The 24,177-nt window shown below is 73.7% G+C and carries 21 protein-coding genes; 13 read left to right on the forward strand and 8 right to left on the reverse strand.

Translation table 11 applies throughout. The features are described 5' to 3' along the window. The first annotated feature begins 159 nt into the window (after positions 1–159). Complete coding sequence (locus tag ACIP84_RS12150; protein WP_401797623.1) at positions 160–738, forward strand: hypothetical protein; 579 nt, start codon at positions 160–162, stop codon at positions 736–738. On the opposite strand, the gene ACIP84_RS12155 is transcribed toward ACIP84_RS12150, so the two are convergent. From ACIP84_RS12155 to ACIP84_RS12175, 5 genes are all read right to left on the reverse strand, one after another. Continuing rightward, positions 696–1,100, reverse strand: a complete 405-nt coding sequence (locus ACIP84_RS12155; protein WP_355956950.1) for a hypothetical protein — start codon at positions 1,098–1,100, stop codon at positions 696–698. The genes ACIP84_RS12150 and ACIP84_RS12155 overlap by 43 nt on opposite strands. A 145-nt stretch (positions 1,101–1,245) precedes the next feature. Next, entirely contained in the window at positions 1,246–1,701 is a 456-nt protein-coding gene (locus tag ACIP84_RS12160) for a RidA family protein (RefSeq protein ID WP_401797627.1), read from the reverse strand. Beyond that, the gene (locus ACIP84_RS12165; protein ID WP_401797630.1) at positions 1,698–2,990 is read right to left on the reverse strand and encodes an MFS transporter; all 1,293 of its coding nucleotides are present in this window, start codon (positions 2,988–2,990) and stop codon (positions 1,698–1,700) included. Before ACIP84_RS12165 ends, ACIP84_RS12160 begins: the two co-directional genes overlap by 4 nt. A 50-nt stretch (positions 2,991–3,040) precedes the next feature. After that, complete coding sequence (locus tag ACIP84_RS12170) at positions 3,041–3,514, reverse strand: Rrf2 family transcriptional regulator (protein WP_355957318.1); 474 nt, start codon at positions 3,512–3,514, stop codon at positions 3,041–3,043. A gap of 69 nt (positions 3,515–3,583) precedes the next feature. Continuing rightward, positions 3,584–4,924: a PLP-dependent aminotransferase family protein gene (locus tag ACIP84_RS12175; protein WP_401797633.1), complete on the reverse strand. Its 1,341-nt coding sequence runs from the start codon at positions 4,922–4,924 to the stop codon at positions 3,584–3,586. Positions 4,925–5,012: 88 nt separating this feature from the next. On the opposite strand from ACIP84_RS12175, the gene ACIP84_RS12180 reads away from it, so the two are divergent. The 8 genes from ACIP84_RS12180 to ACIP84_RS12215 all read left to right on the forward strand — a co-directional run bounded on the left by ACIP84_RS12180 (position 5,013) and on the right by ACIP84_RS12215 (position 12,952). Beyond that, positions 5,013–5,819, forward strand: a complete 807-nt coding sequence (locus ACIP84_RS12180; protein WP_401797636.1) for an alpha/beta fold hydrolase — start codon at positions 5,013–5,015, stop codon at positions 5,817–5,819. A gap of 37 nt (positions 5,820–5,856) precedes the next feature. Then, positions 5,857–6,288, forward strand: a complete 432-nt coding sequence (locus tag ACIP84_RS12185) for a hypothetical protein (RefSeq protein WP_355956965.1) — start codon at positions 5,857–5,859, stop codon at positions 6,286–6,288. Between the two features lie 10 nt (positions 6,289–6,298). Next, a complete protein-coding gene (locus ACIP84_RS12190) occupies positions 6,299–6,736 on the forward strand; it encodes a hypothetical protein (protein ID WP_355956967.1) in 438 nt (145 codons plus the stop codon). A 196-nt stretch (positions 6,737–6,932) separates the two neighbouring features. After that, positions 6,933–7,868 carry an endonuclease/exonuclease/phosphatase family protein gene (locus tag ACIP84_RS12195; RefSeq protein ID WP_401797640.1) on the forward strand — a complete coding sequence of 312 codons (936 nt, stop codon included), beginning with the start codon at positions 6,933–6,935 and terminating at the stop codon, positions 7,866–7,868. Between the two features lie 18 nt (positions 7,869–7,886). Further along, complete coding sequence (locus ACIP84_RS12200; protein ID WP_030323750.1) at positions 7,887–8,123, forward strand: DUF2630 family protein; 237 nt, start codon at positions 7,887–7,889, stop codon at positions 8,121–8,123. Between the two features lie 123 nt (positions 8,124–8,246). Then, positions 8,247–10,199, forward strand: coding sequence for an FUSC family protein (locus ACIP84_RS12205; RefSeq protein ID WP_401797643.1), 1,953 nt, complete (start codon positions 8,247–8,249; stop codon positions 10,197–10,199). 197 nt (positions 10,200–10,396) lie between these two features. Next, positions 10,397–11,872: an APC family permease gene (locus tag ACIP84_RS12210; RefSeq protein WP_401797646.1), complete on the forward strand. Its 1,476-nt coding sequence runs from the start codon at positions 10,397–10,399 to the stop codon at positions 11,870–11,872. A 90-nt stretch (positions 11,873–11,962) separates the two neighbouring features. Beyond that, positions 11,963–12,952 (forward strand): hypothetical protein, encoded by a 990-nt coding sequence (locus tag ACIP84_RS12215; protein ID WP_030323755.1) that lies wholly within the window; start codon positions 11,963–11,965, stop codon positions 12,950–12,952. Between the two features lie 31 nt (positions 12,953–12,983). Here ACIP84_RS12215 and ACIP84_RS12220 read toward each other — a convergent pair whose 3' ends face one another. Then, positions 12,984–15,050 (reverse strand): PhoX family protein, encoded by a 2,067-nt coding sequence (locus ACIP84_RS12220; protein WP_401797977.1) that lies wholly within the window; start codon positions 15,048–15,050, stop codon positions 12,984–12,986. 257 nt (positions 15,051–15,307) lie between these two features. Here ACIP84_RS12220 and ACIP84_RS12225 point away from each other — a divergent pair, with 257 nt between their 5' ends. The 3 genes from ACIP84_RS12225 (at position 15,308) to ACIP84_RS12235 (ending at position 20,599) form a co-directional block, all read left to right on the forward strand. Continuing rightward, a complete protein-coding gene (locus ACIP84_RS12225; protein ID WP_401797650.1) occupies positions 15,308–17,341 on the forward strand; it encodes a VWA domain-containing protein in 2,034 nt (677 codons plus the stop codon). 221 nt (positions 17,342–17,562) lie between these two features. After that, a complete protein-coding gene (locus ACIP84_RS12230) occupies positions 17,563–18,750 on the forward strand; it encodes a 4-hydroxybenzoate 3-monooxygenase (RefSeq protein WP_355956983.1) in 1,188 nt (395 codons plus the stop codon). 157 nt (positions 18,751–18,907) lie between these two features. Beyond that, positions 18,908–20,599, forward strand: coding sequence for a methyltransferase (locus ACIP84_RS12235; protein WP_401797654.1), 1,692 nt, complete (start codon positions 18,908–18,910; stop codon positions 20,597–20,599). Between the two features lie 55 nt (positions 20,600–20,654). Here ACIP84_RS12235 and ACIP84_RS12240 read toward each other — a convergent pair whose 3' ends face one another. Beyond that, positions 20,655–21,782, reverse strand: coding sequence for a sensor histidine kinase (locus tag ACIP84_RS12240; protein ID WP_401797657.1), 1,128 nt, complete (start codon positions 21,780–21,782; stop codon positions 20,655–20,657). Further along, complete coding sequence (locus tag ACIP84_RS12245) at positions 21,779–22,435, reverse strand: response regulator transcription factor (RefSeq protein ID WP_355956988.1); 657 nt, start codon at positions 22,433–22,435, stop codon at positions 21,779–21,781. The genes ACIP84_RS12240 and ACIP84_RS12245 overlap by 4 nt, the downstream gene beginning before the upstream one ends. An 89-nt stretch (positions 22,436–22,524) precedes the next feature. On the opposite strand from ACIP84_RS12245, the gene metG reads away from it, so the two are divergent. Further along, entirely contained in the window at positions 22,525–24,129 is a 1,605-nt protein-coding gene (gene metG, locus ACIP84_RS12250) for a methionine--tRNA ligase (RefSeq protein WP_401797660.1), read from the forward strand. The last annotated feature ends 48 nt before the right edge of the window (positions 24,130–24,177 follow it).

A 24,177-nucleotide genomic window follows, 5' to 3' on the forward strand; every position in this document is an offset into this window, starting at 1 on the left:
TCCGTCGGCCGCGGCCTGATCGCCAGGGCGGCGGAGGCAGGTCTTCCACCACGTGGCGTGGTCCCCGTCTCCCGGAGGATCGCGTCTCCCCCGCCCGGCGGAGGCGGAACGGTCTCCGGGGCGACGGCCGGGGGCGGGGTCCGGCGGGACGCTGATCCCATGATGAGTACCAAGGCCCTTCCCGGCGTGCCCCGTTGGGCCGTCCTCGCCGCCCACGCCGTTCCGCTCGTCACCCTCCCGTCAGGGCTGTGGCGGCTCGCGCTCGTCGCCGGCCTTCCGGTCACCCGGGACGCCGGGTGGAACGCCATGGGCGTGGGGGAGTCCGTGTACGTCGTCTCCCTCAGCGTGGTGTCCGAACTGCTCGCCTTCCTCACCCTGGGGCTGGTCCGTCCCTGGGGCGAGGTCCTCCCGCGCTGGATGCCGTTCCTCGGCGGGCGCCGGGTGAACCCGGCCGCCGCGACCGGCGCGGCCCTGGCCGGGGTGGCGGGGCTGTGCGCGATCGCCGCCTGGGGCGCGTACGCGGCGTACGCGGACCTGGGGCCCGCCATCCCCTCCACACCGGCACAGGACGCCCTGCTGGCCGTCTGCTACGCGCCGCTCCTGGCCTGGCCGGTGCTGCTCGCCGCCGTGGCGGTCGCCTACCACCGGCGCCGCCGCGACGGCGGGAGGAGGGGTCCTGCCGGGGGTGGGACCCGTCAGTACGGCGCGGGCCGTCCCTCGGCGTCCTCGTGGGTGTAGAAGAGGTAGTAGGCGGCGGCGCCGTTGAGCGCGGCGAAGGCCAGTCCGAGTCCGCTCGACGACAGGACGCTGGCGCCCGAGAGGCTGTAGAGGAAGCCGACCGCGATGCCCGTCAGGGACGCCCAGGCGGCGGCCCTCGCCTCGCGGGGCAGGTCGCGGCCGTAGCGACGGAGGACGTAGATCCCGGCGGCAAGGACCACAGCCGAGATCAGGCCGAGCCACAGCTGTCCCAGGGTGGTGGGGCCGCCCTGGCGGGCCACGGTCGCGGCGTAGAGGCCGTACAGGACACCGATGACGATCGGGGTGGCCAGACCGTGCGTGCTGAACGGCTTCCGGACGGGTATCGCTGCGTGTGCGGCCATGGCAGGAGCTCCTTCGTCTCTCGCCCCCCTGCTGCTTCCCGCACCCTCAAGGGCACACCCGCGCCCGGCGCCCCGCAAGTGGATCAGGCGGAGGCCGGGCGGCGGGGTCAGGCGGTGACGCCGACGGCGAGGCCGGGCGGCGGGGTCAGGCGGCCGGGCGTACGGCGACCGCGTCGATCTCGAAGAGCATGCCGGGCAGGGCGAGCGCCGCGACGCCGCTGAGGGTCTGGGCCGGCAGCCGCTCGCCGAAGTGGGCGTGCAGGCCCTTGCCGAGAGCCTCCAGCTTGGCCATGTCGTGGTCGACGACGTACGAGCCGAGGCGGACGACGTGCTCCAGACCGAGGCCGACGCCTTCGAGGGCGAGCCTCAGGTTGACGAGCGAGAGCTCGACCTGGGCGGCGAAGTCGACGGGGACGGGCGCGCCGGACGCGTCGGAGGCGTACTGGCCGCCGATGAAGACCAGCTCGCCGGGCGCGGAGACGGCGTGGCTGTAGCCGAAGGGCGCAGGGTCGTGGAGGGTGCCGGGGTTGGTGATGACCCGCTGGTCGGAAGCGGTCCGCGCAGGGGTGGGGGCCTGGTCGGCGGCGGGCTGGGCGGTCATGAGTGATCGTTCCTTCCGGAGAGTACGGCCACGGGGGCCGCGGCCAGGGTCAGTGCGGCGCCCGCGAGGAGCACCGTGTCGAGGGAGTACGTGTCGGCCAGGAGCCCGCCGAGGAGGGCGCCGAGCGCGATCGCGAGGCAGAAGACGCTGACGTTGAGGCCGGTGGCGGTCTCGACGTCGTCGGGGGCGGCGGCCATGAACCAGGACTGGAGCGCGACCGAGACCCCGCCGTAGGCGAGGCCCCAGAGGAGCAGCAGCCCGGCGCCGGCGACCGCCGAGTCGCCGAGGAGGAACCCGGCGAGGAGGACGGTGCCGAGCGCGGCGGCGATGACCGCGAGCGCACGGCCCGGGGAGCGGGCGGCCCGGGAGCCGGCGAGGAAGTTCCCGGCGACCCCCGCGACGCCGTAGCCGAGGAGCAGGGCGCCGAGGAGCGAGCCGGGGATCCCGGAGTGGTCGGTGAGCAGCGGGCGGACGAAGGAGTACGCGAGGAAGTGCCCGGTGACGAGGGCGAGGGTGAGCAGCAGCCCGGCCCGCACGCGCCGGTTGCGGCGGGGGAGGGCGAGGAGGGTGGCCGGGCCCGAGCGGGCGGCGGCGGTGCCGGTCCCTGCGCCCGCGCCCGTCCCCGTACCCCCGCCGACGTCCGTCCCCGCGCCCGCGTCGACGCCCGCGCCCGCGCCCCTTCCCGGCAGGCGTGGCAACAGGGCCCGGAGTGCGGCCGCCGCGAGCAGGGCGAGTACCCCGGTGGCCGCGAACGCCCAGCGCCAGCCGGCCCGTTCGGTGAGGAAGGTGCCCGCGGGGACGCCGAGGACCAAGGCCGCGGAGACGCCGCCGAAGATCACGGCGGTGGCCCGTCCCACGGCGCCCGCGGGCACGAGCCGGGGGGCGAGGCCGCCGGCCAGTGCCCAGAAGCCGCCGATGGCGATGCCGAGCAGGACCCGGGCGGCGAGGACGACCGCGAGGTGTCCGGCGAGGGCCGAGACGAGGTTGGCGGCCGCGGCGAGGAGCAGGAGGGCGACCAGGAGGGCCCGGCGGTCGGCGCCGGCGGCGCGGACGGTGACGAGTGGCGCGGCGAGGGCCGCGACGAGGCCGGGCACGGTCACCATGAGGGCGGCGGTGCCCTTGGAGACGGCGAGGTCGGCGGCGGCCGGTGTGAGCAGTCCGACCGGCAGCAGTTCGGCGGTCATGACGGTGAAGACGCCGAGCGTCACGGCGGCGACGGCGGGCGGCCCCCCTCGCGCCGTGCCCTTCGCCTGGTCTGCCCGCCCCTTCTCAAGCTGGACATCTAACATCCAGAATTACCCCCTTCAGAAGCCCTCCCGCACCCGGGAGGGCGGCCGTGTCAGACGTTGGCGAACCAGCGGCGGAGCCGTTCGGGCGCGGCCGGCGCCTGGAGTTCGGCCCGCACCCGGACGTCGTCCAGGGTCTGGGCCATGAGCTCCCGGCGCCAGGCCAGGTCGGCCCGCCCCATGGCCCCGGCGATGGCGCACTCCGCGGCGTACGTCTCCGGAGCCCCCGCGCCGGGTCCCTTCTGGCGGATCTCGGTGCAGCGGAAGGCCTCGTCAGGGCCTTCGACGGCGGCGACGACGTCCATCAGCGTGATCCGGTCGAGGGCGCGCGCCAGCCGGAAGCCCCCCTTGGGTCCGGAGACCGAGGTGACGATCCCGGCGCGGGCGAGCGCCTGGAGCTGCTTGTTCAGATAGGCGGGGGGCAGCTCGTGATAGGACGCGAGACGCGCGGCGGTGACCGCCCGCTCGGACCCGATCCAGGCCAGGTTCAGGCAGCTGTGCAGCGCCCATTCCACGCCCTCGCTCATCTTCATATCCTGGACCATACATGTCCAGGATAGAGGGGGCAAGCAACGAGGCCCTCGGAGGAGGCCTGTTCAGACCTCCGCCGCCAGCGCGGCCAGCCTCCCCAGCGCCTCGTCGAGAACCGCTCGCGGCGGGGACGCGAGCCCGATCCGGATCGCGTCCGGCGCCGTCCCCGTACCGTCCCGGCCCCCCACCGCGAAGGCGCCGCCCGGGGTGACCGCCACGCCCGCGCGTGCGGCGGCCGCCGCCGCGAAGGTCTCGGCCCGCCAGGGCGCGGGCAGCTCCCACCAGCAGTAGTACGCGTACGGCGAGCTCCGGACGGCCTGCCCGGCGAGCCGGCGCCGGACCAGGGCGTGCCGCGCCCGCGTGTCCGCCCGCTTGGCCGCCACCACCTCGGCGACCGTCCCGTCCGCGGTCCACCGGGTGGCGGCCGCGAGGGCGAGCCCGCCCGCCGTCCAGGCGCCGGAGCGCAGGGAGTCGGCCACCGCCGCCCGGAACGGCCCGGGGACGACGAGATAGCCGACGGTCAGACCGGGGGCGAGGCGCTTGGAGAGGCTGTCGACGAGGAGGACCCGCTCGGGGGCGTGCGCGGCGAGCGGCGCGGGCGCGTCCGGCACGAGGAAGGCCCAGGTGGTGTCCTCGACCGCCGTCAGGTCCAGATTCCGCAGCAGCTCGGCCAGTTCGGCCCGGCGCCCCTCGCCCGCGGTCGAGGAGAGCGGGTTGTGCAGGGTGGGCTGGAGGTAGACGGCGGCCAGCGGCGCCGCCCGGTGAGCCGCCGCGAGCGCCTCGGGCCGTACCCCCTCCTCGTCCAGGGCGAGCGGCACGAGCCGGATGCCGAGCGTCTCGGCGACCGCTTTGACCAGGGGATACGTGAGGGCCTCGACGGCCAGCCGGCCGCCCGGGGGAACAAGGGCGGAGAGGGCGGCGGCGATGGCCTGCCGGCCGTTCCCGGCGAAGAGCACGCCCTCGGGGTCGGGCGCCCAGCCGGGCCGGGCGAGCACGGTCGCCGCCGCGTCACGGGCCTCCGGGGTGCCGGTGGCGGCGGCCGGCCGGGAGACGGCCTCGGCCAGCACGTCGGACCGGGCGAGGGCCGCGAGGGCACGGGCCATCAGTTCCGACTGCCCTTGGGCCACGGGGTAGTTGAGCTGGAGGTCGACGGGTGCGGCGCCGGTCGCCTCGGCGAGCGCGGGCCCCGGGAGCGGGGGCGCGGCCCGGACGAAGGTGCCGCGCCCGACCTCCCCGACGACGAGGCCGCGCCGGGCGAGCTCGCCGTACACGCGGATGGCCGTCGAGTTCGCGATGGCGTGCCGGCGGGCGAAGACGCGCTGCGGCGGCAGCCGGTCACCGGGGCGCAGCCGCCCGTCCCGTACGGCGGCCTCGACCCGGTCGGCGATCCTCCGGTACTCCTCCATGCCGCACCACCCCTCCGCCCCCGAACCGATTGCACCGAGAGCAAAGATCTTATTGCACCGAGCAGTTGCGGCTGCCTAGCCTGCGGACATGGACGTCACCCGTACCGCCAACGCCGAGATCCACTACGCGGACAGGGGCGAGGGCCCCGCCCTCCTCCTCGTCCACGGCCACCCCTTCGACCACACGATGTGGCAGCCCCAGCTCGACCACTTCTCGCACACGCACCGCGTGATCGCCCCGGACCTGCGCGGCTACGGCGCCACGCCGCTCGGCGCCCATCCCGACGCCACCGGCCTCGGTGTCTTCGCCGAGGACCTCAGGGACCTCCTGGACGACCTGGGGATCGACGACTGCGTCCTCGCCGGGCTCTCCATGGGCGGCCAGATCGCCATGGAGCTCTACCGCCGCCACCCGGAGCGCGTCCGGGGCCTCGTCCTCGCCGACACCTTCCCCGCCGCCGAGACCGACGAGGGCAAGGCCGCCAGGAACGCCATGGCCGACCGGCTGGTCGCGGGCGGCGCCCAGGCGATGCGCGGGTACGCAGACGAGGTCCTCGACCGGATGGTGGCCCCGTACAACACCCACGCCGCCCCGCACGTGCACCGCATGATGTGCGCGACCGACCCGGCCGGCGCGGCGGCCGCGCTGCGAGGCAGGGCCGAGCGCCCGGACTACCGGAAGACGCTGACGACGGTGCCGGTCCCCGCGCTCGTCGTGGTCGGCAGGGACGACTCGTACACCCCGGTCGCCGACGCGGAGGAGATGCACGCGCTCCTCCCCCACTCCACGCTCGCCGTGATCGAGGAGGCCGCGCACCTGCCGAACCTGGAGCGCCCCGACGCGTTCAACGCCGTACTGGAGGACTACCTCCGCTCACTCGTACGGCCCAGCTGAACGTTCGCGACGGTACGAACGCTCCGACGATGGGTCCATGAGCCAGAACACGGCACCACCCCGCAGGCCCACGTCCTCCACAGCCGCCTGGGCGAGCGGCGGCACGCTCTTCGCCGGCGTCCTCATGCTCGTCACCGGGTTCATGGACGTCTTCCAGGGCATCGCAGGCATCGCCGAGGACGACGTCTACACCCGCGTCGGCGACTACGTCTTCAAGTTCAACCTCACCACCTGGGGCTGGATCCATCTGATCCTCGGCATCGTGGTCGCGATCGCCGGCTTCGGGATCCTCAAGGGAGCGGAGTGGGGCCGGGTCGCCGGTATCGCGCTCGCCTCCCTCAACCTCCTGTTCCAGTTCCTGTTCCTGCCGTACCAGCCGTGGTGGGCGCTGTTCTCGATGGCCATCTCGGTCTTCGTGATCTGGGCGCTCGCGACGGACGAGGCGTACGGCCGGGAAGAGAAGTTCTGAGGGGCGGACGATGAGACGCACCACGGCAGCGGCCCTGTCCCTGGCCGCCACCACCGCGCTCACCCTCACGGTCACCGGATGCGACACCGTCAAGGAGACGGCCGGCGACATCGTCTCCACCGCCACGGCGGCCGTCGCCTCGGCCGCCGAGGAGAAGATGAACGAGGTCAAGGACGGGGCGAAGGCCACCGGCGACGTGAAGGCCGGACCGACGAGCACCGACGGGGACCGGACGGTCGCCGAGATCACGGCGACCAACCCGAAGGACACGAACGCCGACTACACGATCATGGTCACCTTCCGGGACGCGGACGGGAACTTCCTCGACTCGGTCGTCCTGAGCATCGACGGAGTGGAACCCGGGAAGTCCAAGACCGGTACGGCCCGCAGCAATCGGACGCTGTCGGGCGAACCGAAGGCGGAGATCGCGCAGGCCCTGCGACACTGACGGGGTGGACCGAGTCCAGACCGCGGAGCACGGGGAGACGGCGGAACCCGTGAACAGCAGCCCCGCCGAAGCGACCCCCGAGCCGACCCCCGAGCCGACCCCCGGATCGGCCTCCGGAACGGCTTCCGGAACGGCTTCCGCCTCCGCTCCGGGGCCGGCTCCCGAGCCACCGCCCCTCCGGCCCAGGCGCCGCGTCATGGCCTGGGCCGCGGGGCTGCTCATGGTGGTACCGGCCCTGATCGCGGCCTGCCGCGCCCTGGACACGGACGCGACGACCCCCGTCCCCCAACTCCTCTCGGTCCTCCCCTGGCTGACGGTCCCCGCGGCCCTCGCCCTGCTCCTCGCCGCCGCCGCCCGGCGCCGGGTGCTGACCTTCGTGACGGTCCTGGTCCTCGGCGCGACCGCCTGGAGCGCCGTGCCGTACATGCCGCAGACCGTCATCCCGTACGGCCTGCCGCTGGCGCGGGTGAAGGTCGTCGCGGCGAACGTCGAATTCGGCCAGGGCACGGGAGCCTTGGCCCAGGTGGTGCGACGGGAACGACCCCAGCTCGTGTTCGTGTCGGAATGCGACCGCGCCTGCCGGACCACCCTCACCAGGACCTTCGCCGACGCGCTGCCCCACTACGCCTCCGTCGAGGGAGAGGGATCGGTCGGCTCGATCCTGCTGAGCTCGTACCCGCTGACCGACTGGCGGATGATCCCGGCGGCCATGGGCATGCCCGGCGCCACGGCGGAGATCGCGGGCGTGCCGGTACGGCTCCAGCTGGCGCACCCGCTGCCGCCGGTCCCGGGGCAGGTGTCCCTGTGGAAGCGGGAACTGGGGCGGGTGAAGGACACCGTCGCGGCCCAGCGCACCGGGCCGATGCTGGTCGCGGGCGACTTCAACGCCTCCCAGGACCACGCGGCCTTCCGCGCGATCCTCGCGGCGGGCGGGCTCCAGGACGCGGCGCGCCGGGCGGACCGCAGCCGCACGCCGACCTGGCCGATGGAGGGACCGCCGCTGCCGCCCTTCGTCCAGATCGACCACGTCCTGGTGAGGGACTTCAGCGTCCGCGAGGTCCGCTTCCTCGACCTCCCGGGCTCCGACCACCGGGCGGTCCTCGCGGATCTCGACCTGCGCGGGCCGCGCTGATCGTCCACCCTTGAGGACATGGAGAACGAGGAGATCCTGGACGACATCGGCGCCCTCGTCGAGGAGGAACGCGCCCTACGGCAACGCACGGGCGGCCTCCTCCCGGAGGAACGCGCGCGGCTGTCGGAACTGGAGGTCCGGCTCGACCAGTGCTGGGACCTGCTGCGGCAGCGGAGGGCGAAGGCGGAGTTCGGCGAGGACCCGGACACGGCGGCCCTCCGCCCGGCCACCGAGGTCGAGTCCTACCGCAACTGACGCCGCCCACCCCCCTTGCCGGGCCCAGGCTGCCCCGCCGCGGTCGGTCGCACGGCGGGCGGCGGAATGCGGCCCGCACGGAGGCGGGGCGCTCGGGGGCGGCGCGGCCAGTACGTTGGGCGCATGGCACGCCCCGCTCGGCCCGTACGGCTCGCCCCACCCGCCTGGCTCACCGCCGGCTTCAAGCCCGCGCCCACCCCCGTCCCCTGGGCCGCCGTCGGACGCGCCGCCGTCGCGCTGTCCGCGCCGCTCGCCGTCGGGCTGGCCGCCGGGCAGCCCGCCTACGGGGCGCTCGTGTCCATGGGCGCCCTCTCCGGGGTCATCGGCGACACCGCCGACGCCTACCGGATGCGGATCCTCAACATCGCCGTGCCGCAGCTCTTCGGCGCCGTCGGCGTCACCCTCGGAACCCTCGTCTTCGGGCACGGCTGGGCCGCCGTCGCCGTGCTCACACTCGTCGCGCTCGTCTCCGGGATGATCTCCTCGATCGGCGCCGTCGCCTCCGTCTCCGGGCTGCTCCTGCTCCTCAACGCCGTCGTCGGGGCCGGGCTCCCCATGCCCGACCCCTGGTGGAAGGCGCCCCTGCTGCTCGGCGTCGGCGGGCTGTTCGTGCTGGTCCTCACCCTGCTCGGCTGGCCCCTGCGCCGCGCCGCGCCCGAGCGGTCCGCCGTCGCCGCGACCTACCGTTCCGTCGCCGAGCTGTACGAGGCCACCGGCACCCTCGGGTACGACGAGAAGCGGCAGGCCGTCACCGCCTCCCTCAACCAGTCCTACGACCTCGTCCTCGCCCGCCGCGCCCGCCAGCACGGCCGCGCGCCGTCCCTCGTCCGGCTGCTCGCGCAGCTCAACGCCGTCATCCCGCTCGTCGAGGCCGCCCCCGCCGCCCACCTCCGCGCCCGGCTCCACGGCACGCTGTCCGCCACGATCCCCGCGGCCGTGCGCGACCTCGCCGACGCCGTCGAGGAGGGCCGCACCGGGGCACCCGTACTCGAACTGCCGACCCCGGAACGGCCCGCCGAGAAGGCCGTCGACCACGCCCTGCGGTACGCCGCCGCCGTCGTCGACAAGGCCGAGCCCGACGCCTACAACGTCGACGACCGGCTCGGCCGCCCCGCCGCGCTCCGGGTCCGCGTCCGCCGGGCCGCCCGCGCCGCCCTGTTCTCCGAGGCGTCCTGGCGGTACGGGCTCCGGCTCGCCCTCTGCATCGGGCTCGCGCAGGCCCTCGTCTCGCTGATCCCCGTCCCCCGCTCCTACTGGGTCGCGCTCACCGTCACCTTCGTCATGAAGCCCGACTTCGGCTCGGTGTTCTCCCGCGCCGTGCTCCGCGCCTTCGGCACCGCCGCCGGGCTCCTCCTCGCCGCCCTCGTGCTCGCCGAGGTGCCGCGCGGCTGGTGGGACGTCCCCGTGATGTGCGTGCTCGCCGCCCTCATCCCGGCGTTCTCCGCCAAGGGGTACGCCTTCCAGACGGCGGCCATCACCCCGGTGATCCTGCTGCTCTCCGACACCCTCAACCAGCAGGGCTTCGACCTCGTCATGCCCCGCCTGTACGACTCGCTGATCGGCTGCGGCATCGCGCTGATCGCCGGCTACCTCCTCTGGCCCGAGTCCTGGCACTCCCGGATCGGGGACCGGCTCGCGGACGCCGTCGCCGACACCGCCACCTATGTGAGCGGCGCGTTCGGCGGGACGGAGGACCAGGGCGGGCGGCTGCGCGCCCGGCGGAAGCTCTACCGCGATCTGTCCACCGTCCGCTCCGAGTTCCAGCGGGCCCTCACCGAGCCCCCGCCGACCGGGACCCGCGCCACCGCCTGGTGGCCGCTCGTCGTGGCCGTCGAGCGGATCGTGGACGCCACCACCGCCGCCCGGATCCGGGTCGATCACGGCGCCGCCGGCCCCGACCCCGCCGAGGTCACCGCCGTCGCACGCGAACTGCGCGAACTCGCGCAGGGGATCCGTGCATCGGACACCCTGGTCGAGGTCCGCAGCGCGCTTCCCGGCGACGAGAACGGAGTCCTCGCACCCCTCCGCCGCGAGGTCAGCGCGGCCCGCGCCATCGCCGGTCCCGACCTGCGGTAAACCTTCCCCCGGGGGCGTACGGGAGGACTTACCGGCGGTCACGGAACGGAACCCTCCCCACCGCCGTTACCCCAAGCCATCCGGGCGACTACGATGCGCTCGATCTCACCGTGATCCGCGCCCGCCGCCGTCGGCAACCGGCGCGGCGGACGGGCCACTTCGTCCTGCCTCACCCCCCGCGCCCCGAGGACACCGCCATGCGTACCACCACGAACAGAGGGCTCCAGCCCAATGTCCTCGGTACCTTCGACACGATCGTGATGGCCGTCGCCGGCAGCGCCCCCGCCTACTCGATGGCCGCGACCACCGCCGTGCTCTTCGGCGCCGTCGGCTACGCGGGACCCGCCGCCCTGCTGTACTGCGCGATACCGATGTTCGGCATCGTCCTCGCGTACGCCCGCCTCGGCCGGATCGACGTCAACGCCGGTGCCGGCTACTCCTGGGTGGGCCGCACCCTCCACCCGTTCCTCGGCTTCCTGTCCGGCTGGGCCCTCGTCTTCGCCGCCACCGTCTTCATGGTGGCCGGTTCGCTGCCCGCCGGTTCCCTCACGCTCGCCCTGATCGACCAGGACCTCGCCGACAGCACCCCGCTCGCGGCGGCCGTCGGTGCCGGCTGGTTCCTCATGATGCTGCTCGTGGTCCTGGGCGGCGCCCGGCTGACGGTGCGCGCCCAGCTGATCATGTCCGGGGTCGAGATGCTGATCCTGGTCGGCTTCATCCTGGCGGCCGTGGCGCACCGCGGGCGGGCCACCGCCTTCGACTGGTCCTGGTTCGGCCTCGGCCAGTTCGACGGTACGCAGGGCTTCGCCGCCGGCGCGCTGATCGCCGCGTTCTACTACTGGGGCTGGGACGTCACCAGCAACCTCAGCGAGGAGACCAGGAACAGCCGCCGCACCGCGGGACTCGCCGCCCTCGTCGGCGTCGGCTTCGTCTTCCTCCTCTTCGTCGCCGTCACCGTCGTCGTCAACGTCCTGCTGAGCGCGGAGGAGATCCGTACCGCGGGACCCAACGTCCTCGCCGTCATCGGCCAGGAGATCTGGCCCGGGGTCGGCGGCAGACTCCTCGTCGTCGCCGTCCTGCTGTCCACCGTCGCCACCCTGGAGACCACCCTCCTCCAGGTCACCCGCTCGCTCTTCGCGATGGGCCGCGACCGGACCCTGCCGTCCGCGCTCGGCGCCGTGCACCGCCGCTGGAACACCCCGTGGGTCGCGATCGTCGCCGTCGGCGGCGCCGCCCTGCTGCTGTTCGCGGCCGCCGCGGCCGCCGGCTCCGTGCAGCAGGTCCTCCGCGACGCCGTCTCCGCGATCGGACTCCAGATCGCGTTCTACTACGGCCTCGCGGGCATCGCCGCCGTCGTCGCCTACAAGTCCGTCCTCCTGCGCTCCGTGAAGAACCTGCTCCTCGGCGGCGTCTGGCCGCTGCTCGGCTCCGCGTTCATGCTCTGGACCTTCGTCGAATCGCTCGGTGAGCTCTCCACCACCGCCCTCACGATCGGCCTCGGCGGCCTGCTCCTCGGGGTCGTCCCGCTCGTCGTGTACTGGCGCAAGGGCAGCGACTACTACCGCCCGGCCCGACTCGACGCCGCCCGCGCGATGGCCGCCGCGGAGGGCTCCGGCCCGGCCACCCGCGCGCGGAGCGGAACCAGGGACAAGAGCTACGCAACGGATTTCTGATCCCGGCCGTCACCAAGAGCAGAGCCACGAGCACGGGAACACAAGCGAGTCACCACTTCTGACGGCAGCCGAACCCGAAGGAGGCCCCCGATGGCCGTACGCCGCCGCTCCGCGCGCTCGGCACGTCAGGAGCGCTTCGCGCCCGACTTCGACCCGGACTTCGGGGACCGCGCCCTCACCGAGGCGCGGCACGACATCGTCATCGGCCGCTGGCAGGGCGTACGGGACCTGCTCGCCGCCACCGGCGACCACTGGGCGCGCCGCACCCACCGGCTGCGGCTCCTCTCGCACGCGGCCGCGGGCAGCTCCACCGTGGAGACCTGGCGGGCCGCCGAGCCTGGCAACCCCGACGCGGCCGTGCTGCGGGCCGCGACCGAGGTGGTACGGGTCTTCGACGCGGCCATCGCGGCCGGCCGCGGCGCGGCCGTCGAGCGGGGCCGGATCGACGCCGCCGTCGACGCCTGCCGGGGCGCGGCCGAGGCGGCGCCCGCCGACCCCATGCCGTGGGTGTCGCTGCTCTCCGTGGCCAGGCTCTACGAGGGCGGGGTGCCGCGCCGCGAACTGCGGCACTGGTTCGACGAGTTGCGGCGCCGGGACCCGTACAACACGGAGGGCCACATCCAGGTGCTGCGCTACTGGTCGGCGCGGTGGCACGGGACGCACGGCAGCATGTACGACTTCGCGCGGGACGCCGCGGGGGTGGCGCCGCCCGGCTCCCCGCTGCCCGTCCTCGTGCAGGTGGCCCGGGTGGAGGAGTACCGGTACATAGCGGACGGCGCCCTCGGCCGGGGCCCGGTGCGCGGGTTCGACCAGCACTGGAAGCACGAGCTCGCGGTGACGGAGCTGCGGCGCACCCACGCGCGCTGGATCGGCGGCCGCGATCCGGGGGCGCCGGTGGCACCGGAAGAGGTCGGCGACCTCAACTTCCTTGTCCACGCCGCCTGTTACGCGGGCCAGGTGGAGATCGCGCGGGAACTCCTCGGGATGCTCGGGGCTCGCGCGGCGTGGGTGCCGTGGGCGTACACGGGGGACCCCGAGGAGCAGTTCGTCCGGTTCAGAGAGGGCCTGGGGGTGGAGTGAGCGAGCACCCCACCCCCCGGGGCGCGCTCCGCTAGACGCCGATGTCGCCGCCGTCCGTGCGCCACACGGCGACGACCGACGGGCGGACGATCCTGCCGGGTCCGTCGGGCCACTCCGACTTCGGGTTCTCGACGGAGGCGCCGTCGATCTCGCCCGGGTGCTGCACGGCCACCAGGACACGGCGGTCCTGGATGATCGGGCCGCAGGTCTCGGCACCCCTGGGCACGGTCAGGAACTGCTTCAGCTCACCACGGCGCTCGCCCTGCGTCGCGACGCCGAACAGGCCGTCGTGCGAGCCGAGCTGGGCGCCGTCCGTGGAGATCCACAGGTTGCCGTGCGGGTCGAAGGCCACATTGTCGGGGCAGGAGATCTGGGAGACCTTCTCCTTGGGGTAGCCGGCGAAGTAGGTGGCCGGGTCGTTCGGGTCACCGGCGACCAGGAAGAGACGCCAGGCGAAACCGTCGGAGGACGGGTCGTCCCAGTTCTCGGCGAGCTCCAGGATCTGCCCGTGCTTGTTGAGGTTGCGCGGGTTGGCCTCGTCCGCGCCGGCCTTGCCGGCCTTGCCGCGGTCGGTGTTGTTGGTGAGCGCGACGTAGACGCGACCGGTGCGCGGGGACGGCTCGACGTCCTCGGGGCGGTCCATCTTGGTCGCGCCGACCTTGTCACCGGCGAGGCGGGTGAAGACGTACACCTCCTCGGCGGTCATGCTGGGGACGTGCGAGACGTCGCCGGTGGCGAGCGGGATCCACACGCCGGAACCGTCGAACTCGCCGTCGGCGGGGTGCTTTCCGGTGCCGTCGATCTCGGCGGCCGGGGAGTCGCCGGTCAGCTTGGCGACGTACAGCGTGCCCTCGTCGAGCAGGGTGAGGTTGTGCTCGCGGGCGGCCCGCGAGTTCCCCTTCTTCATCCGCTTGCTGGACACGAACTTGTAGAAGTAGTCGAACCGCTCGTCGTCGCCCATGTAGACGACCGGACGGCCGTCGGCGGTCAGACGGGGCTGCGCGGCCTCGTGCTTGAAGCGGCCGAGCGCGGTGCGCTTGCGGGGGGTGGAGTCGGGGTCGTACGGGTCGAGCTCGACGACCCAGCCGAAGCGGTGGACCTCGTTGGGCTCCTGCTTGAGGTCGAAGCGCTTGTCGAACCGCTCCCACTTGCGCTCGGTGGCACCGGTGCCGACGCCGTAGCGCTTGTCGGTGGCGCTGGAGCCGTTGGCGAAGTACTGGTTGAAGTTCTCCTCGCCGTGCAGGGTGGTGCCCCACGGGGTGGTGCCGCCGGCGCAGTTGTTGAGCGTGCCGAGGACGGTACGGCCCTCGGGGTCGGCGGAGGTCTTCAGCAGGGCGCCGCCCGCGGCGGGGCCGGTCACCTCGAACTCGCTCGTCGTGTGGAGGCGGCGGTTGAGGTGGTGGCGGGAGACCGGGGTGAGCTTGCCCGTACGGTGCTCCTCCTGGACGACGACGACCGAGAGGCCGTGCGCGGCCCAGGCGATCTCGACCTGCTCACGGGTCGGGTTCGCGGCGTCGTAGTTGCGGAACATCAGGACTTCGTCGGTGTACTCGTGGTTCGCGACGAGGACCTGGCGGTCGCGCTCCCCGCGCAGCGGCAGCAGGGAGAGGAAGTCGTTGTTGTAGCCGAACTGACCGGCCTGGGCCTTCGCCGTCTGCTTCTCGGAGTCGAAGGCCGGGGCGCCGCGGAGGATGGGCTCGCCCCAGCGGATGACCACGTTCTGCGCGTAGCCGGAGGGGACCGTCACCTTGTCGGCGGTGTTGGGCGCGACGGGCGTGAAGCGGAGGCCGCGGGCGCCGTCGGCCTTGCCGGAGCCGTGACCGTGACCGTGGCCGAAGGTCTCCTGGCCGGCGACGGCCTCGGGCGCGTTGCCGAACGCGAGGGCGCCACCGGCGGCGGAGGCGACCGTCACGACGGCGGCGGCACGGAGGGCCGAACGGCGGGAGAGGACACCGGCTATGACGTCGCCGGCGTACTCGTTGTCGCTGGTGTTGGGAACCTCGTGGAAGCAGGCGTCACCGCAGCGGTAACGGCAGGTGAGAGCGGAACGTCCGCCTCCGTGGGGGTTCGTGCTCAGCAGCGGCAGCAGTTTGCGCACTTCGTCCTCCTCCGGCGCACGCTGCGCCGACATGGTGTCGGGTAGACCTTCGGCGGCGACGCTATGTGCGCACATCTGCACAGGGACGGCGTCCGGGTGAACGCCGAATGAATGCACGGCAACCGGGGGCGACCGGGTCGCCGAGGAGGGGAGGGGTGGCCGCTAACCTTACGTGTCCGCCCTGGCCAGGGATGAACGTCCCGAAACGCCCAGTACGGACATTCACACGCACCCCACTCATGCGAAAGGGTTCGCCCATGGGTATTCGGAGCATGCTGCGCAAGGTGTTCGGCCGAGACCGCGAGGAATCCCCGGCGACCTCCGTCGTCCCGCCCCAGACGCGTGAGACCACGTCGACGGCGACGGCGACGGCTTCGCCTTCGGGGACGGTGACGGCCGAGAAGACGACTGCAGCCGAGGCGACGGTCGCGGCCGCGTCTTCGGCCGCGACGACGACCACGGCCAGGGCCACGGCGTCGTCCGGGACCGGGACGGGATCCACGGACACGTCGGAGGCGGTGGCCCGCCGGGCGGCGGACGACCTGGTGGCGGCGTCGTTCGACAACCCGCAGATCCCGCGGGCCCGAGCGAAGACGCCGTCGACGACACCGGAGAAGCCGGTGGCGGAGGCGGAGACGCCGGTGGCGGAGACGGGGAAGCCTGTTGCCGCTGCCGCTGCTGCCGCGGAGACACCGGTGGCCGAGGCGGAGACCGCCGTCGCGGCGGAGAAGCCTGCCGCTGAGGCGGAGGTGACGGCGGAGGCCGAGTCGCCGGTGGCCGAGGCAGAGACGCCGGCCGTCGAGGTGGAGGTGCCGGCCGTCGAGGTGGAGGTGCCGGCCGTCGAGGTGGAGGTGCCGGCCGTCGAGGTGGAGACGCCTGCCGCTGAGGCGGAGAAGCCTGCCATCGAGGTGGAGACACCTGCCGCTGAGGCGGAGAAGCCGGCCGTCGAGGTGGAGGTGCCGGCCGCGGCCGAGGCGCCTGCTGCCGCTGCGGAGGCCGAGCCGGTCGAGGCGGACATCGACTCGACGGACGCGACCGCGAACGCCGAAGCCCCGGCGGAGGCGGCGGCCGAGCCCGAGGCGGAGACCGCGCCCACGGAGGCGGCCGAGCCGCAGGCCGAGGCCGACGGGGTGGAGCCGGAGGCGAGCACCGCTGCCGACGCCGACACGGCGGAGGCGCCCGCCGCCGTCGAGCCCGAGGCGACCGCCGACACGTCCGACGTGGAGCCGGAGCCGAGCGCGACTGAGCCCGAGGCCGAGGCGACCACGGCCACTGACGCCGACACGACGGAGGAGCCCGAGACGGCCCCCGTCGCCGAGGCGACCGACGTCGTCACCGACGCTCCCGCCACGGAGGCCGAAGCCGCCCCGCAGGAGCAGGACACCGAGCCCGAGGCCGCAGTCGTCGCCGATGACACGACCCCGGCGGCGGAAGCCACCGAAGAGCCGCAGGCCGAGCCGGCCGAGGCCGTGGCCGCGGAGCCGCAGGCCGAGGCCGAGCCCGTCGACGAGGCGCCTGCCCCGGAGCCGGAGTTCGTCGCCGCCGCAGCCGAGTCGGAACCGGTCGCTGCCGAGGCGGAGCCGGTCGCAGCCGAAGCGGAACCGGTCGTCGCCGCCACCGCGCCGGAGGCGACCCTCGCCGTCCCGGCCTCCGGCGACAGCCTTCCCGCGCACCTGGCCGACGCCCACGCCGCCGCCGCCGCGCAGCTGGAGGCGCAGGGGCTCGCCGGGGCACGGGCCGCCGTGTACCTCGTCGTCGACCGGTCCGGTTCGATGCGCGGGTACTTCAAGGACGGGTCCGTGCAGCGGCTCGCCGAGCAGGTGACCGCGCTCGCGGCGCACCTCGACGAGGACGCCACCGTCACGACCGTGTTCTTCTCGACGGACATCGACGGGACGGTCGAGCTGACCCCGGCCGACCTCACGCCGACCCGTATCGACGAGGTCAACTCCACCCTCGGCCGCCTGGGCCGGACCAACTACCACCGCGCCGTGGAAGAGGTCCTCGCCCACCACGAGAAGGCCGACCCGACCCGTACCGCCCTGGTCGTCTTCCAGACGGACGGCGCGCCGGAGTCGAAGCCCGCCGCCACCGCGGCCCTGGCCGAGGCGGCGGAGCGTCCGCTGCACTGGCGGTTCGTGGTCTGGGGCGAGGAGGACAACAAGGCCTTCGACTTCGTCCGGAAGCTCGACGGCACTCCTCGTACCGCCACGTACTTCGCGGGCACGGCCCCGGCCGCGACCGCGCACGCGGCCTTCTACGCCGGCCTGCTCGCCGGTCTGGAGTTCTGAGGGTCCGAGAAGGAGTTCCACGGCGCGGGCCGGGTCCGGGATCTTCCCGGACCCGGCCCGCGCGCGTGAACCGCGCGGCACGAGTCCCCGCACGCGCTCCCCGGCAGAATCCTTTTCTCTTCCTGTGCGGCATTCGGGTGATATTCAGCGTCCGCTGAGTTTCCCCGCCCCTAAGATCCATTCTCGTGACAGCACGTCAACATCCCTTATCCGCACCGGACATGACCCGTTCCGCCGACGTCGTCATCCTCGGCGCGGGCCCCGCCGGGCTGGTGCTCGGAAACCTCCTCCTCCGCAGCGGCGTCGACTGTGTCGTCCTGGAGCGGGCGAGCCGCGAGCACGTGCAGCAGCGGGCGCGGGCCGGTTTCCTCGCCCCGCACACCGCGCGGGTACTGGCCCGGCACGGCCTCGACGAGGGGCTGCGCAAGCGCGGGCAGGAGCACGCCGTCTGCGAGTTCCGCACCGAGAGCGGGCGGTTCCGGCTCGACTACGGCCGGCTCGGCAAGGGCGAGCCGCACACCGTCTACCCGCAGCACGACCTGGTCACCGATCTCGTCCGGCTCTTCCTCGGCGCCGGCGGGCGGATCCGCTTCGAGACCGAGGCCGTCGACGTGACCGGCCTCGACGGGCCGCGCCCCTCGGTGGCCGTACGGGAGCCGGACGGCGGCACCGCGCACTGGCGGGCTCGGTACGTCGCCGCCTGCGACGGGCGGTACGGGGCGGGGCGCCGCTCGCTGCCACCCGGCTCGGTGCGGCACCACCACCGTGACCACGGGGTCACGTGGCTCGGACTCCTCGCGGAGGCACCCCCGAGCCTGGACGCCGTCGGGTACGCCACACATGCCCGGGGCTTCGCGGGCCACATGGCGCGCTCGCCCGAGGTCACCCGGTACTACCTCCAGTGCCCGCGCGGCACCGTCCCGGACGACTGGCCCGACGAGCGGGTGTGGGACGAGCTGGACCTGCGGATGCGGGCCGGGGAGTTCGGGCCGCTGAGGCGGGGCGGCATCCTGCAGCGGACGGTGGTCGACTTCGAGTCGGACGTCCTCGAACCGCTGCGCCACGGACCCCTGTTCCTCGTCGGTGACGCCGCGAGCCTGCTGAGCCCCTCCGCCGCGAAGGGGGCCAACCTCGCCGTGCTCGGGGCCGACATCCTCGCCCGCGCCCTCGCCGACGACCTGCTGCACGGGGACCCGGCGGGACTCGACGCGTACTCGGCGCGCTGTCTCGGACACATCTGGCGCGCCCAGGAGTTCTCGCACTGGATGATCCAGCTCCTCCACCGCGTGCCCGGCCCCGACGGCGGCACCTCCCCCTTCCAGGAGGGGCTGCGGCGCGCCCGTATGGAGGCGCTGCGGAACTCCCGTACCCAACAGGACTGGTTCGCCGAGAACTACGTCGGCGTCTGACCTTCCTCCTTCGCTCCGTCCGTCCGTCCCTCCCTCCTTCCTTCCTTCCTTCCTTCCGTAGGGCCGTGGAGAGCCCGGTCCCGCCCCAGAGGCCGTGGCTCCGCCCTCCCCTGCCCGCATTCCGCCGTCCCTTCCCCTCCCCGAAGGAACCCCCGCGATGACGACCACCACCCCGGCCCCCACCGACGTCGCACGTCTGCGCGCCACCGCCGACTTCGTACGGGAGCAGGAGACGCCCGACCTGTTGGCGCGCGTCCTGCCCGGGCTCGACGGACCCGAGCTGCGGGCGATGACCGAACGCTGCCGGTTCGCGCACGCCGCGCTGCTCGTCTCCCCGCCCGACGAACGGGCCCTCCGGACGGAGCTGGCCGCCGCCGGACTGTCCCCGGACGGCGAGGCGCGGCCGAGCGTGGTGGTGAGGGACCGGCTGGCGGCACGGCACGGACTGGGCGCCGGGGAGCTGGACGTACGGATCCTCCGCCCGGCGGTGTACGGGCCGGGCGGCGAGCGGCGTGCGGTCGAGGTGTTCGTGCTGACCGATCCGGCGGGGTCGGCGGCGGCGGTCGCCGCCGAGGAGCGGGCCGCCGACCGGGAGGCCCATCTGGCCTTCGACGTCGAGCGGCCGGACCCGCTGGTGCTGCGCGGGCTGCGGGCGGGCTTCCTGCGGCACGGCGCGGCGCCGGACGGCGGCGGTTACAACCCGCACGAGGACGGGACCGTCTTCTACTTCGCCGCGCCCGACGAGACGAAGACGCCCTACCGGCGGGTGGAGCTGTACGCGCGCGGTGACCACCGGGACGTCCTGGCCGAGCACCTCGCCGGGCGGCCGTCCTCGCATCCGGCGGAAACGCTCCTTCGCCTGCTGACCGGCGCCTGGACCACGCAGGCGCTGGCCGCGTGCGCGGAGCTGCGGCTGGCGGAGGCGATGAGCCCGTCGACCGCGCGCGGGTCAGAGGAGCTGGCGCCCGTGGTGGGCGCCCGGCCGGAGAACCTGGCGACGCTGCTCCGGTACCTCGCCATGGTGGGCGTGGTGGCCGAGGAGCCCGGCGCGCGGGGCACGTTCCTGCTGACGGAGGCGGGGCTGCTGCTGCGCGAGGACGCCGAGGGCTCGGTGCGGGCGCTGGCGCTGATGTACGGGGGGCCGTTCTACGAGTCCTTCGCCCGGCTCGCGCACACCGTGCGGACGGGAGAGCCGGGGTTCGAGGACCGGTACGGCGAGAACCACTTCGACCACTTCGCGCGCGACCCCGAGCTCGCCGCCCGGTTCGACCGGTCCATGACGGCGAGCGCCCCGATGTTCGACCCGCTGCCGCAGCACCCGGTCGTCGCGGCGGCCGGCGCGAGCGGCCGCACCGTCGTGGACATCGCCGGAGGCACCGGGGAACTCCTCGGGCGTCTGCTCACCGCGCACCCCGCCCTGCGCGGGGTCCTCCTCGAACGCGCCCACGTCGTCGAGGCGGCCCGGACCCGGCTCGGCACCGTCGGCACCGTCGCTGAGCGGTGCGCCTTCGTGACCGGCGACTTCGCGGACGTACCGCCGGACGGGGACGTGTACGTGCTCTCCCGGGTCCTGCACGACTGGGACGACGAGCGGTGCCTGGAGATCCTGCGCCACTGCGCGGCCGCGATGCCGCCGGAGGCCGACCTGCTGATCGTGGAGCGCCTCCTGCCCGAGGACCCCACGCCTTCCCTGGCGACGGCCTGGGACCTCCACATGATGTGCAACACGGGAGGGCGGGAGCGTACGGCCGCCGCCTACGCCCGGCTGCTCGCCGACGCCGGACTCACCCTCGTCGGCCACAGCCCGCTGCCCCTGGAGGCCCACGTGCTGCACGCCCGCCGGCGGTAACACGGGCCCGCCGGCAGGACCTCAGGGGGCGGAGGCGGCAGTGGACGGCAGGGCCTCAGGCGGCGGTGACCGGCAGGGTCACCGTCACCACCAGGCCGCCGCCCTCCCCCGCGCCCCGGGCCACCGCCCGCACCCGCCCGCCGTGCGCCTCCGCGATCGACCGCACGATGGACAGGCCGAGCCCCGCGCCCGGCCCCATCCGGTCCCGCCCCTCGCCGCGCCGGAAGGGTTCGAAGAGCCCGGCCACCTCGTCGGGCGGGACGACGGGTCCCGTGTTGGTCACCGTGAGCACCCCTTCCTCGGCCCGGACGTCGACCGTGCCCGTGCCGTCCGGCACGTTGTAGGCGACCGCGTTGGCGACGAGGTTCCGTACGAGCTGCCCGAGCAGCACCCGGCTGCCCCGTACGACACCGCCGTCGGCCACCACGTACGCGTCCGCCCACTCCTCCTCCGCGAGCTCCCCGAGCCGCACGTCCTCGCGTTCGGCGAGCCCGCGCTCGCTGCGGGCGAGCAGCAGCAGACCGTCGATGAGGCGTTCGCTGCGGCGGTTGGCGTCGAGGAGCACCTGCCGTACGTCGCAGTCGTCGTCGAGACCGACCTGGATCGCGACGCGCTGGGTGGCGAGCGGGGTGCGGAGCTCGTGGGAGGCGTTGGCGATGAACCGGCGCTGGCTGTCGAAGGCGGTCTCCAGGCGGCCGAGCAGCGCGTCGATCGTGTCGCCGAGTTCCTTCAGCTCGTCGTCGGGTCCGGAGACGGCGATCCGGTCGTGCAGATTGCGTTCGGAGAGGCGGGCGGCGCGGGCGGTCATCTCGTGCACGGGCCGGAGCACGCGACCGGCGGTCCACCAGCCGACGACGACGGCGCAGCAGGCCATGACGAGCAGGGCGAGGACCGACCACATGAGCATCTGCTCGCCGGCCGCGCGGCTGATGTCGTCCCCCAGCTCGTACGCCTCCACGACGGCGACCCCGTTCCCGGCACCGCTCGCCACCCCGTTCCCGGCCCCGTGGGCGCGGGCCACGATCGCGTCGGTCTCGTCGTCCGTGCCGGCGAGGACGAGCAGGTTCACGACGAGCAGCAGCACCGTCCCGAGGACCAGGAAGGCGCCCCCGTACACGAGCGCGATCCGCGTCCGGATCGTGGAGCCTGACCCCAGGTATCCCGCGTCACCGCCCGGCCTCACAGCTGGTACCCCACACCCTGCACCGTCCTGATCAGCGCCGGCTCGCCCAGCTTCGCGCGCAGCTTGCTCATGCAGACGCGTACGGCGCCGGTGAAGGGGTCGGCGTGGGCGTCCCAGGCGCGGTCGAGGAGCTCCTCGGCGGAGACGGCCGCCCCGTCGGCCTCCAGGAGGATCTGGAGGACGGAGAACTCCTTCGGGGAGAGGTCGAGGTCCCGCCCGTCGCGGGTGGCGGTCCGCCGGACGGTGTCCATGCGGAGCCCGTACCGCTCCAGGAGCGGAGGCAGGGCCGCGCGGGCGGACCGGCGCCGCAGGGCGCGGACCCGGGAGACCAGCTCGGGGAACTCGAAGGGCTTGCCGAGGTAGTCGTCGGCGCCCAGGTCGAGGCCGGTGACGCGGTCCTCGGTGGCGGTGGCGGCGGTCAGCATGAGGATGCGGGTGGGGGACCCCTCGGCGACGAGGCGGCGGGCGACCTCGTCGCCGTGGACGCGGGGCAGGTCGCGGTCGAGGACGAGGACGTCGTACGGGTGGAGCCCGAGGTGGTCGAGGGCCGCGTCGCCGCTGTGGACGGTGTCGACGGCGAAGCCCGCGCGCCGCAGTCCGGTGGCGACGAGTTCGGCGAGGGGGCGTTCGTCCTCGGCTACCAGTACACGCATGGCCTCCATCCTCCCCGTGCCCGGCCCGCCGCCCGCCCCCGGGCTTATCGATGTGAGTGGATCTTCGTACGACCGTTAGGATTTCGACCATGGCGGCCACTGGATCCGAGAAGCAGGGGGCGAAGGCGTTCTACGTCACGACCCCCATTTACTACGTCAACGACGCTCCTCACCTGGGCCACGCCTATACGACCGTCGCAGGCGACGTGCTCACGCGCTGGCACCGTCAGCGCGGCGAGAAGGTGTGGTTCCTCACCGGCACGGACGAGCACGGTCAGAAGATCATGCGCACGGCCGAGGCGAACGACGTCACGCCCCAGGCCTGGTGCGACAAGCTCGTCGAGGAGGCGTGGAAGCCCCTCTGGGAGCACCTGAACATCGCGAACGACGACTTCATCCGCACCACGCAGAAGCGTCACACGGACCGCGTCCAGGAGTTCGTGCAGGACCTGTACGACAAGGACGAGATCTACAAGGGCGGCTACGAGGGCCCGTACTGCGTGGGCTGTGAGGAGTACAAGCTCCCCGGCGACCTCATCGAGGCCGAGGACGGCACGAAGCTGTGCGCGGTCCACAAGAAGCCGGTGGAGATCCTCAAGGAGGAGAACTACTTCTTCAAGCTGAGCGAGTACGGCCCGAAGCTCCTGGAGTTCTACGAGGCCAACCCGGGCTTCATCCAGCCGGAGTCGGCCCGCAACGAGGTCGTGAACTTCGTCAAGCAGGGCCTGGAGGACCTCTCCATCTCGCGCTCGACGTTCGACTGGGGCGTCCCGGTGCCGTGGGACGAGAAGCACGTCATCTACGTGTGGATCGACGCGCTGCTCAACTACGCGACGGCCGTCGGCTACAACGAGAACCCGGAGAAGTTCGACGAGACCTTCCCGGCGAACGTCCACCTCATCGGCAAGGACATCCTGCGCTTCCACGCGGTGATCTGGCCGGCGATGCTGATGGCGCAGGGCCTGCCGGTCCCGGGCCGGGTCGCGGCCAACGGCTGGCTGATGGTCGGCGGCGAGAAGATGTCGAAGTCGAACCTGACCGGCATCAAGCCGCAGGACCTGACCTCGCACTTCGGCGTGGACGCGTACCGCTGGTACTTCCTGCGGGCGATCGCGTTCGGCCAGGACGGCTCGTTCTCGTGGGAGGACTTCACGGCCCGCTACACGAGCGAGCTGGCGAACGACTACGGCAACCTGGCGTCCCGCGTCGCGGCCATGGTCGGCAAGTACTTCGACGGCGCGCTGCCGGCCTCGACGGCCGACGGCGACGCGGAGAAGGCGATCCACGAGGGCCTGGCCAAGGCCGTCGCGACGGCCGACGCGAAGATCGGCGAGGAGCTGGACTTCCAGGCCGGCATCCTGGCGATCTTCGACTTCGTGAAGCAGGTCAACGGCTACATCACGGAGCAGGAGCCGTGGAAGGTCGCGAAGGACGAGTCGGAGGAGGGCCGGGCCCGCCTGGCGACCATCCTCTACACGGCCGCCGAGTCCCTCCGCGCCGTCGCCGTCCTGCTGAACCCGATCATGCCGGAGACCTCGCAGGCGCTGTGGGAGTCCCTCGGCGCCGAGGCGTCCCTGGGCGCCCTGGCCGCCCAGCCGGTCCAGTCCGCCGGCACGTGGGGGCAGCTCTCCGCGGGCGCGACGGTGACGAAGGGCGCGGTGCTGTTCCCGCGCCTGGAGGAGAAGAAGGACTGACGCCGACGTCCCCTGTCGTACGGCGAAGGCCGCCGCCCCCTCTCCGGG

The sequence above is a fragment of the Streptomyces sp. NPDC088707 genome (assembly GCF_044752725.1).
Taxonomy (GTDB): domain Bacteria; phylum Actinomycetota; class Actinomycetes; order Streptomycetales; family Streptomycetaceae; genus Streptomyces.